Origin of the sequence: Paraglaciecola sp. (assembly GCF_030730205.1) — a bacterium.
In the GTDB taxonomy this organism is placed as follows: domain Bacteria; phylum Pseudomonadota; class Gammaproteobacteria; order Enterobacterales; family Alteromonadaceae; genus Paraglaciecola.
Window position 1 is genome coordinate 1 of sequence record NZ_JANQVQ010000204.1, and the last position, 12,015, is coordinate 12,015.

At 41.9% G+C, this 12,015-nt stretch carries 7 protein-coding genes; 6 read left to right on the plus strand and 1 reads right to left on the minus strand.

The window, feature by feature from the left end:
• From NWQ57_RS13855 to NWQ57_RS13870, 4 genes are all read left to right on the plus strand, one after another.
• On the plus strand, window positions 1-1,213 hold a 1,213-nt coding region (locus NWQ57_RS13855; RefSeq protein ID WP_306022750.1), incomplete at its 5' end, for a sugar porter family MFS transporter.
• Between the two features lie 13 nt (window positions 1,214-1,226).
• On the plus strand, window positions 1,227-3,353 hold the full coding sequence (locus NWQ57_RS13860) for a glycoside hydrolase family 32 protein (protein ID WP_306022751.1): 2,127 nt from the start codon (window positions 1,227-1,229) through the stop codon (window positions 3,351-3,353).
• 201 nt (window positions 3,354-3,554) lie between these two features.
• Window positions 3,555-8,453: a hypothetical protein gene (locus NWQ57_RS13865; protein WP_306022752.1), complete on the plus strand. Its 4,899-nt coding sequence runs from the start codon at window positions 3,555-3,557 to the stop codon at window positions 8,451-8,453.
• Between the two features lie 112 nt (window positions 8,454-8,565).
• The gene (locus NWQ57_RS13870; protein ID WP_306022753.1) at window positions 8,566-9,795 is read left to right on the plus strand and encodes an MFS transporter; all 1,230 of its coding nucleotides are present in this window, start codon (window positions 8,566-8,568) and stop codon (window positions 9,793-9,795) included.
• Window position 9,796: 1 nt separating this feature from the next.
• On the opposite strand, the gene NWQ57_RS13875 is transcribed toward NWQ57_RS13870, so the two are convergent.
• Window positions 9,797-10,789, minus strand: a complete 993-nt coding sequence (locus NWQ57_RS13875; protein WP_306022754.1) for a LacI family DNA-binding transcriptional regulator — start codon at window positions 10,787-10,789, stop codon at window positions 9,797-9,799.
• 200 nt (window positions 10,790-10,989) lie between these two features.
• Between NWQ57_RS13875 and NWQ57_RS13880 the strand changes: the two genes are divergently transcribed.
• Entirely contained in the window at window positions 10,990-11,394 is a 405-nt protein-coding gene (locus NWQ57_RS13880; protein WP_306022755.1) for a PfkB family carbohydrate kinase, read from the plus strand.
• A 198-nt stretch (window positions 11,395-11,592) separates the two neighbouring features.
• Window positions 11,593-11,937: a hypothetical protein gene (locus NWQ57_RS13885; RefSeq protein ID WP_306022756.1), complete on the plus strand. Its 345-nt coding sequence runs from the start codon at window positions 11,593-11,595 to the stop codon at window positions 11,935-11,937.
• Window positions 11,938-12,015 lie beyond the last annotated feature (78 nt).

Below are 12,015 nucleotides of genomic sequence, written 5' to 3' on the forward strand. Positions count from 1 at the left end.
GTCGCTTTGGCAAACAAGTCCCTTATTTCATGGCTTGTTTGTTATGTCGTCAGCGTTGTGGGGAACCGTGCTAGGCGCTCTAGGGGGAAATTATCCCTGTGATAAATTTGGGCGTAAACCTACCTTAGTATTGATAGGGATATTGTATTTAGTATCGGCTATTGGTTCGGCGCTCGCGCAAGATCCCTATACCTTTGCTATTTTGCGTTTTATCGGAGGTTTGGGAGTAGGGATTTCATCGATTGTAGTCCCTGCCTATATTTCTGAAATTGCACCAGCAAAACATCGTGGTCGATTGGTGGCTATTTATCAATTTCAAATTGTATTTGGTATTTTGATAGCATTTTTATCTAACTACCTGATTGCCGGTACTTCCAGTTTTGATTGGCGGATTATGTTGGGAGTTGAGGCTGTCCCCGCGTTGATTTACTTGCTATTTATACTTAAAGCACCAGAAAGCCCTCGTTGGTTAGTGCTGCATGGCAACAAAGCTGCAAAAGCCAAAGAAGTACTACGAGACCTCGGAGAAGAAGATGCTGATGCTATTGTCGCGGCTGTACAGGCTGACGCTAGTCAACACAAAACCGATAAACTGTTCTCTGGTTCCTTTAACTTACCCATTACCTTAGCCTTTTTGCTCGCAGCATTTAACCAGTTATCCGGTATTAACTTTATTATTTATTACGCGCCTAGGGTATTTGAATTAGCTGGGTTAGATGCCAGTTCTTCGCTTTTGTCATCGGCGGGGATCGGTGTCATAAATTTAGTGTTTACCATGATCGGCATAACCCTAATAGACAAAGCAGGCCGCAAAACTCTGATGTATATAGGCTCAGTGGGTTACATCATTTCTCTGGCTGTGGTGGCATGGGCATTCGATACTAACCAAGGGGGCATGATAGTAGTGTTTTTTGTCTTTTTGTTTATTGCCTCTCACGCCATTGGCCAAGGTGCGGTTATTTGGGTATTTATTGCCGAAATATTCCCCAACGGCGTGCGTTCAAAAGGTCAATCATTAGGGTCAGGAACACATTGGGTATTTGCTGCATTGATTACCCTATTAATGCCATTTTTTCTTCAGCAATATATGCCAGGCACAGTGTTTACCTTCTTTGCGTTCATGATGATTTTACAACTCTTGTTTGTGTTCTTTTTAATGCCTGAAACAAAAGGCAAAACATTAGAGCAACTGGCAACTAAATATGAGCAATGAACGGGAATCAATCATGTCAATTTTTAATAAAAAAGTACTTTCTACAGGCTTCTTAGCTATGACTTTATTAGCTGGATGTAATTCAATGAATCAAATGAATTTAGATACAAAAACAGTTAAACAAAACGCGGTGTCTCAAAGTTTGTGGGACGCAAATGAATATCAGGAACAATATCGGCCACAAATTCATTTTAGTCCGCTAAAACATTGGATGAATGACCCAAATGGTATGGTCTATTATCAAGGCGAATATCATTTGTTTTATCAATACCACCCTGAGTCAACAGTGTGGGGTCCTATGCACTGGGGACATGCTGTAAGTACAGATTTAGTTAATTGGGAAGAGTTACCCATTGCACTATTTCCTGATGAGTTTGGCACTATTTTTTCGGGTAGTGCTGTGATCGATTGGAATAATACCTCAGGTCTAGGAACTGCCGATAACCCACCAATGGTAGCTATTTTTACTTACCACGATGCCGAAGCAGACAAGATGGGGGCAATAGATTTTCAAACCCAAGGGTTAGCTTTTAGTTTAGATAAGGGCCGTACTTGGAAGAAATACGCCAACAATCCTGTAATGTTGAACCCTGGTAAACGTGATTTCAGAGATCCTAAAGTGAGCTGGAACAGTAAAGCAAACAAATGGATTATGGTCTTGGCAGAGGGACAAGAAATTGGATTTTATTCGTCTGATAATTTATTAAATTGGAAGTTAGAAAGTCATTTTGGTCAAGGCTGGGGAAATCATTCGGGTGTTTGGGAATGTCCTGATCTTATTTCGTTGCAAGTAGATGAGAATGGAAACCGTAAAGACGTATTAATTGTGAGTATTGGTGCTGGTGGACCCAATGGTGGTTCTGCTACGCAATATTTTATTGGCGAATTTGATGGCCATGAATATGTACTTGATCCAACATTCCAAGATGAATTGCAACAAACGCCAGCGGTTTTCCCAGAAGGAGAGGTTTTTGACGATTTTGAGCATGGTTTAGAAAAGTGGGATGCAAACGGTGAAGCTTTTGCTTCCTCGCCAACACGTGGTTCCTATACTAATCAAGCTCCCATTAATGGTTATGTAGGTGAATATTTAATTAATAGTTTTAACAACGGTGATAAAGCAATCGGTTCGTTGTTATCTAAACCATTTGTTATCAGTAAAGGGTTTATTAATTTTTACATTGGTGGTGGACAACACCCCAACAAAGTTGGAATGCAATTGATCATAGATGATGTCGTGGTGCGCTCTGCGACCGGGCAAAATAGTGAGCAATTCAGATATGTAGGCTGGGATGTTAATGAATTTGTTGGGCAAACGGCCAGAATCAAGATAATAGACTCAGAAAGTGGAAGTTGGGGGCATACCTATATTGATCAAATCGTTTTTTCTGATGCACTTGCCTCAAACCGCATCGAACCAGCGGTATGGCTTGACTTTGGCACAGACAATTATGCAGGGGTGACTTTTTCAGATATGCCAGACAGTGATGGTCGTTCAATCCTAATGGGTTGGATGAGCAATTGGCAATATGCCAATAAAGTACCCACTAGGTCGTTTCGTAGTGCAATGACTTTACCTCGAACCTTGTCACTGAAAACCACCAGTCAAGGGTTAAGGTTAACATCGCTGCCCGTCAAAGAAGTGGTCGCTGCTGAGCAAGTGATTAAAGAGCTTGGCCCGCTTAGTGGTCAAAATACCTATCTGTTAAATTCACCTTCTCTATCTGAAAATGCATTCAGAGTGAGTTTTGCATTAAGTAATACAAGGCAGCAAAAAATTAACATTGAGCTGTTTAACCTCGCAGGCGATAAAGTGATAACGACACTTGATACCGTCAACGCTTCTATGACTCTGGATCGCACTCAATCAGGCGACGTATCGTTCGATGAGGGTTTCGCAGGCGTTCAATATGCTCCATTTCATTCAATGGGAAACAAAGATACGGTTGATATCATTGTTGATCACTCCTCAATTGAAATTTTTATCAATGACGGCGAAAGCGTCATCACTGCTCTGGTTTTTCCGCAATCCATATTGAGTGGCATACGATTATCGTCAGATGAAAATTTTAATGTGAATGATGCCAAAATCGCCGAATTTTCTTCTATGTGGATTTCTTCAGAGCAGGAAGCAAAATGACAAAAGGCCTAGGGTAAGTTAAATAGGGCAGTAAGCCAATTACCCAACTATTTACCGAATGTAAAAATTAACAAAAACTGGTGCAGAATCCTTTACTTTTAAATACATCCAAATAGACAACGTTGTTTGTTTGTGGGGGTAATAAGTGACCACGTCTGCATAGCAAATTGACAACCAGGACATTGGTGTGAGGAACAAAATATGATTCAGCTATTAAAATTAAGAAAAATTGCGATATCAACCATTGTAGGAGTAGGTGCCTTAGTTAATTTAAGTGCTTGCTCGGGGGATAGTGATCAAGATAGTGATATAGAAGTTGTTGTGCTTGAACCAGGGCAAAAGGCTTGTGAGTTTACTTCACAGGGATGTCCAGTGACTCCTCCACCCACTCCTCCACCAACCCCAACACCGGAACCTACACCAGGTCCGGTGATTGAACTGACTGACCAACCTGCTACAGAGGGCAATAGCTTATTTATTCGCCAAGGTGATGTCTTGCAAAATGTGGCAGGATTTGAGTTTTGCTGTGGAAAATTTGGCACCTATGCAAGCCATGAGTTTACCGAGATAACAGGCGATTTTGCTAAGTTAGACGGAGGATTCTGGGGGGCGGCTATAGAGGGACATGTTGGTGAACGGGTCTTTTCGAGTTATGGCGATGGTGCTGAAGATGGCTCAGATCAAGTTGCACAATTAGGTTGGGCCGCGACAGGAACGATGCTAAGTCCTGAATTTGAAATTCAAACAAACTACATTAATTTTTTAGTGGGTGGCGGCAATAATCCCTATGACAGTGACAAGGCCACTGCGGTAGTGCTGGTTGTCAACGGGGTTGTCGTTCGGGCTGCTAGTGGTGCCAACGTGGCAGATAAAATGGCTTGGACGAGTTGGGATGTATCAGAAATGCAAGGTCAAATAGCGGCCATTAAGTTTATCGATATGCACAACGATGATGGTAATGATGCAAGCCTGCCTTATGTTTTAGCTGACGAGTTCCGAGCAGCCGATATTGCAGCGGCAATTCCGACTAAATTGAACAAAGAAGTGACCCAGACCCCAGAATCAGAAGGTCACAGCCTGTTTGTTCGTGAATCAGATGGATCACAAAACATTGCTGGCTTTGAGTTTTGCTGCGGTAAATTTGGTACCTATGCAGCCCATGATTTCACAGAGGTAACCGGAGATTTTGCCAAGTTAGACGGAGGATTCTGGGGAGCCGACGTGGCAGGGCATATTGGCGAACGCGTATTCTCTAGTTATGGCGACGGTGCTGATGACGGATCCGACCAAGTTGCGCAATTAGGTGCACAAGCCGTTGGCACTATGCTTAGCCCAACATTTGTTATTGATTCGCTTTATATCAATTTTTTAATTGGTGGCGGCAGTCATTCCTTTGACAGTGAAAAAGCCACGGCAGTGGTGCTGTTAATAGATAATGAAGTAGTGCGTGATGCTAGCGGGAATGACGAAGCTAACGCCATGCAATGGTCGAGCTGGGATGTATCATCGTTTATGGGTAAGACTGCACAAATCAAATTTATTGATTTGAACGAAAATGATAGTAGTGACAGTACCTTAGGGTATTTGTTAGCCGATGAATTTCGCGCTGCAAACCTGCCAGCCGCTGAAATTGAAGATATTGATTCGGTTGTAGTACCGACAATACCGCCTGTGGAACTAACAATGACACCTACTTCAGAAGGTCATAGTTTATTTTTACGTACTGCCGACGAATTTCAAAATATTGCCGGATTCGAGTTTTGTTGCGGTAAATTTGGCACGTACGAAGTCCATGAATTTACCGAAATAACGGGTGACTTTGCCAAGCTAGATGGTGGATTTTGGGGTGCTGATGTCGCCGGTCATGTAGGTGAACGAGTATTTTCAAGTTATGGCGATGGTGCTGAAGATGGCTCAGACCAAGTTGCTCAATTAGGTGGTGCAGCGACTGGCACGATGTTAAGTCCAGCATTTGTAATAGATAGCAACTACATCAACTTTCTTGTTGGTGGAGGAAGTAATCCTTATAGTAGCGCCGCTGCAACCGCAGTTGTATTGATCGTTGACGGTGACGTCGTGCGCTCAGCCAGTGGCCAAAATGTGGCTAATAGTATGCAGTGGACTAGCTGGGATGTCAGGGAATTTAAAGGCCAAAGTGCGGTAATCAAGTTTATAGATTTACATAACGACGATGGCAATGATGCAGCAGTGCCCTATCTTTTGGCTGATGAATTCCGTGGTGCAGATAAAGCCGCAGTCGATCCCTATGCAGCAGTCAGAGACACCGATTCTGACGGCATTTTGGATATTAATGATAATGACGACGACGGCGACGGTGTGGATGATATTAATGATGCTTTCCCAAGCGATCCAAGCGAAACGCTTGATACCGATAATGATGGCATAGGTAATAATGCCGATGAGGATGATGATGGCGACGGCATTAATGATGAGGATGATAGTAACCCTCTTGATCCGGATAACACCCCCGTTTTTGAGGTGCCATTAACCACAACACCAAGCACTTCAGGTCATAGTCTTTTTGCCCGCCAATCTGAGCCAGGCCAAAATATTGCAGGCTTTGAATTTTGTTGTGGTGGCTACGACACCTATCAAGAGCATGAATTTGAAGAAGTCACTGGTGATTTTCTGAAACTCGATGGCGGTTTTTGGGGTGCAGGCGTTGCTGGCACAATCGGTGAAAGAGTATTTTCTAGTAATGGTGATGGTTTCGATAGTGATGCAGATACCAGTGCTGAACACATTGGTTCAGCGGCAACCGGTACCCTTAAAACTCCTGCCTTTAACATCGATGCGAATTACATCAACTTTTTGATTGGCGGTGGTATTAATCGCTTTGATCAAGCGAATGCGACGGCGATTGTACTGCTAGTTAACGGTGATGTTGTTCGCCAAGCGACAGGTCAAAATACTCAAGACAGCATGCAATGGGTAACCTGGGATGTGACAGATTTAGCAGGTCAAAGTGCACAGTTGATGATTATCGATAATCATGCAGATGATAACTCCGATAGCAGCCTGCCTTATGTACTAGCCGATGAGTTCAGAGCGTCAGATGAGCCTGCCGCCGTGCCAAAGTCAAGCAGCGTTATTAGTTTTAGTGCCAGTGTTTTAACAAGCACTCCTGAGACGGAAGGTGCAGCGGCATTTACCCGTTTAGGCGCAGCAGCGCAAAATATCGCTGGATTTGAATTCTGCTGTGGTGGTTACAATACCTATCAGGAACATGACTTTTTTGCCACTGGCGATATGATCTACCTGAACGGAGGCCAGTGGGCTGCTGATATAAGCAATCATATCGGGGATAGAGTATTGGCAACCTATGGTGAATCGTTTGCCGACAGCAATGCTACTGACGCGAGCTTTTTAGGTTGGGAAGCTACCGGTACACTCAAATCACCCAGTTTCAAGATCAGTGCTTCCTATATTAATTTCTTAGTAGCAGGCGGGACTAATACATTTGACATGGATAATGCCACTGCTGTCGTCTTGCGTGTGAATGGTAAAGTTGTTCGCCAAGCGAGCGGCAATGGCTTAGAAAATGAATTATCTTGGCGCTCGTGGAATGTATCAGCTTTAATAGGCATGCAAGCTCAAATTGAGGTTATAGACCGCCATGATGGTACTCAAGAAGATGGAAGCTTGCCCTTTATTTTAGTTGACGAAATTCGTCAAGCCAATAAAGCCGCAGTGCAACCAGCCGCAGATAGCATTGTGTCAACCGTGCAAATTTACGATCAGATACTGAATTTAGACATGATCGACCCCAACCCAATAATGATTGACGGCGTTTTACACGTGTTTTATTTGCAAAACGTTGGGTATCATTCTTGGGGCCTAGTAAAAACTAAAAACCTGCTCAGTTCAACAGCGTCTGTAGAAGTATTGAAGGCGTCAGGCGATGACAATCGTCATGATCAGTTTTTAGGGTCTGGCAGTGCATTAGTCGACCAGCAAGGGCAGACTCATATCTTTTTCACCGGCCACAACCGTCAAATTAGCCCTGTCGAAAAGGTCTATCACGCGGTTGCAGATGATACGAGTTTACACAATTGGACGGTGTTGGAAGACGAGAGTTTTTCTGGCAGTAATGGTTACAGTGATTTTGACTTTCGGGATCCTATGGTGTTTTGGAATGAGTCAACAGGAAACTACTGGATGCTCATTACTACCCGCTATAACAATCAGGCGGCTATTGGACTGTATACCTCGGATGACTTAACGGTTTGGACTGCACAAGCTCCTCTCTACACAGAATCGTCCCCGCTTAATTTGGAAGTCGCAGACTTTATCCAGTTAGATGGTCATGAATTTATTGTTTACTCTGACCAGCGCGACGAAGAACATACCGTAAAATATTTAGTTCATGAAAATGGCGTATGGGTGAAACCGGCAATGGATTCTTTAGACGGGCGCAGATTCTATGCAGCTAAGTCTGCTGGTTCAAATACGGATAAATTGTTATTGGCATGGGTTGCGGGCAATGACGGTAGAAGCGATTCTGGTGCCGAAGAATTCGGTGGAAACTTTATGGCACATCAATTAAGAGTTACGGATGGCGGACAACTAGCGGTAGAAATGCCTGAATTATATCGACAAGAATTGGTCGACGTACTTTCTACTTCACCAGTCTCATCTTCTGACAATGTGACAGAAAATGCTGGCGTGCTAAATATCCCTGCGGGTTCAAATATGTTGCTAGCCAGTGAAACAAATAAAAACAGAATGTCATTTAAGATTAATAGCGCCAATGAAAATGCCATTTTTGGTCTGCAATTTAAAGACAGTGCCGATAATAGTGAACATTTTGTGGAGATTAATGGCGCAACTAACGAGGTCACTTTTTACCATAAAGATGAGCGTAGCAATGCTGCTAACCCTCAAGTTCTCAGTAACATAGACCCAGAGCAAGGAGTTAACATCGATATATTACTTGACCCAATACAAGGTGTTGGCGTTGTTTATGTTGACCAATTTAGAGCCTTGAGTTTCAGACTATATGATTTGGCAACCAGTGAAGTAGGTGTCTATGCTCAAAGCGATGATATTTCTGTTTCTGGAGTGACACGTTTTAAGTAAAAATTGATGTTTCTATATCAGAAATAAACAAGCAAGACAGGCAACTATTTAGGTTGCCTGTCTACTGTTAACCAACAAATAAAAATAAATCCATACGCAAAGAGAAGTATTAGTGACTTATTCTAAAAAAACTTATTGGTTATTGAGTGGTGCTTTTTTTACCTTCTTTTTGTGCTGGTCATTCTCATTCTCCTTATTTCCCATCTGGTTAAGTCAACATATTGGCCTTACGGGAGAAAAAATTGGGGTCATATTTAGTTGCAACGCTATAGCTGCATTATTTGTTATGCCGTGTTACGCCTATCTGCAAGACAAACTGGGTTTACGTAAACATCTGCTGATATTTATTGCATTGCTATTACTGACTGTCGGTCCTTTTTTTATTTATGTGTACAGTTCTCTTTTACTGAGTCATTTTTATTTAGCAGCTTTATTGGGTGGATTGTTTTTTGCACTTACTTTTGGCGCAGCCATTGGGGTGCTTGAATGCTATGTGGAGAGGGTGGCAAGAACAAGCGATTTTGAATTTGGACGAGCTCGATTGTGGGGATCATTAGGCTGGGCCATTGCGACTTTTTGTGCCGGTTATTTATTTAATAAAGGACCAGATATTAACTTTTGGTTAGCTTCACTGAGTGCTTGTGTTTTCATTATCTTAATTTTTTCATTTGACCTGAGTCAAGCCCACCTGACTGCTGAGAAAAAGAATGACAAACATGCGGAGAAGTTTGATTTAAAGTTGATGTCAGGTTTGCTATTTATGAAGGAGTTTTGGACTTTTGTTATTTTTGTAATGGGCGTGACGTGCGTCTATTCCGTCTATGACCAGCAGTTTTCTGTGTACTTTGCGTCCATGTTCGAGAATCGACAAGAGGGAAATGCAATGTATGGCTACCTTAATTCGTTCCAAGTTTTTTTAGAAGCGGGTGGCATGTTTTTAGCGCCGCTTCTGGTAATTAAAATTGGCGCTAAAAATAGCCTAATAGTAAGCGGTTTGATTATGGCTATTCGTATCATTGGTTCCGGTTTTGCTGATGATACAGTCACCATCTCGCTAATGAAGCTACTCCACGCCGTTGAATTACCTATAATGTTGGTAGCAATATTTAAATATATATCTCAAACCTTTGACGCCCGTATGTCGGCAACCTTGTATATAGTCGGGTTTCAGTTTTCGACGCAAATAACGGCTTCTGGCTTGTCTATTTTTGCCGGTATGATGTATGACAACTTAGGTTTTCCACTTTCTTACAAAATTTTAGGCTCGATAGTTTTATTTTTTACTATTGTTTCTTACTTTTTACTCAGTACAAAACAACAAGTGTCCAACAAACACCCATAGCTTAATAAGAGCCTCTTTTAACTAAGGTGAAGGGAAGTTTTTCGTTCACTATATCTTCCCTTTCATCTAGCAGATACTCCATTGCCCATTTACCCATATCAAAGTGTGGCAGTGCCATTGTAGATAAAGCAGGTTGGAGTAAGGTCGGGATGATATCCCAATCATCAAAGCTCGCCATACCCATATCCTTACCCACTTGGATCCCCATAGCCTGTAATACAAAGTAGGCTTCTACTGCAATCGGATCCTGCCCACAAATGATGGCGTCAGGTTTGAATTCACGGGCAACTCTGGCGGTAACCTCTCGTGAACTGCAAACTTCTTCACCTGCTGGCCCATGGAAAACAGATTCAATATGTAAATTTCCCAATGGTACACCACGAAGGGTAAATGCATTAATTATCCCTTGTTTTCTATCTTGTGCCGCAATGATGTGTTCATTAAGATTAAGAAATGCGATTTTGCGATATCCAGCATCGAGCAATGCAAGTGCTACGGTTTCGCCTGCTTTAACTTCATCAGGAACAATGCTTGGATATTGAGTATCTAGACTGTAACAATTTGCCAGCACGGTAGGACACTCAAGTAGAATTTTAGGTAATATAACTTCATGGTGATACATTGCTGCATAGATGATACCTTCTACTCTATGCTCCATCAGGTGTTGGGCAGCTAACTCAGCGCTGTAACGATCTTCAGTGACATTCAATACCATGAGTTCTTTGTTTTTTTCCCAAGCTACTTTCTGTGCCCCCCTAATCAGATCAAAGGTATAAGGTACTTTTAATAAGTCATCTGCAATAAACCCAATAATTCCAGACTTTTTACGACGAGTAATACTTGCAGCTCGATTTGGCCGGTAACCTAATTCTTTAATAGATTTGACAACTTTATCGCGATTTATCTTTTTAACAGTTGGATCGTTATTAACGACTCGGGATACAGTCTTAAAGGATACACCTGCATGGGTAGCGACTTGTTTGATGGTTACCATTGATATTCTTTTAAAGTTTTATAATGCTAACAGAGCATAACTATTCATCCTCAGAAATTAGCATTTCCTGAAAGGAAAGCACAATTATAAATTTACTTTACACAATATACATTTTATTCAAACAGGGTTGTCTTTCGTGTTGTTATCTTTTTACTTGATGGTTTGTTTTTAGAAAACACATTCTGTTCAGGAAAACGAAGATGAAAAAGGTTGTTTGTATAGGTGAAATGCTGATTGATTTTGTGTACGTTGATACAAATGCAGGATTGTCTAAAGGTTCTAATTTCATTAAAAAGCCAAGTGGAGCACCTGCTAATGTTGCTGCATTGGGTAATGAACCCTTTGGTACTTATTTGAAAAATGAAGTTGTGGACTACCATGTTAATACTGATTTTGTGGAAACGGTCGACATGCCAACCACATTGGCCGCTGTTTCTTTAGCGTATGATGGGGAGCGGGAATTTGCCTTTAATCGCGGTGATGACGAACATCTGACGTTAAGTGATATAGCAATGGCGACTTTGCTTAATAACGCGATTTGCCAACTTGTGTTATTTAGCACCCAAAAGCGATCCAGTTTCAGTTCTTATTTGCATAAATATTGAATAATGATTAACAACTTTAACTAACGTGAATTCAAGCTTAAACCAACAACTAAGTGGACCACTCTGTTAATTTAAAGGTGGTGCAAGTTCTCATGCAATTCAACAGCAATGAATAGTGACTCCTAGTTAGATGCTAATTATCTTGGATGTCCTGTTAACTGTTTTATGAAACGCACCTAGGTTTACTTAGGCAAACAAATGCTGCTCAATTTCACGCTGCAAATTTGCAACAATGGCGATTGGCACGATGCAGCACGTATCACTATTGATGAACAATCTAACCAGATAGCGCATACACATGCTTACCTGATGGACTATGCCATAGAGCATTTAAATCAAACTGTTAGTACCGCCAGCAGTGTGCGGCTTCCGGTTGAACTGGCTAACATCTTTAGGCGTAAGCCCTGTTTTAGTTATTTAGATGATATTTTACCCGCTGGCGCAAGTTATCGTTTGTGGATAAAGCATCTGGGTATTGCCGATTTACTCATTTATCAGCAGCTAGGCGCTGCAAGCGGCGGCGCTAGGGGGGGAAACACCTAAACTCTTGTTGGCTATGACCCCACAGGGGAATATCTGGATTGATACTCAACAGGATAAAACCTAGCTAGATAGTACTCA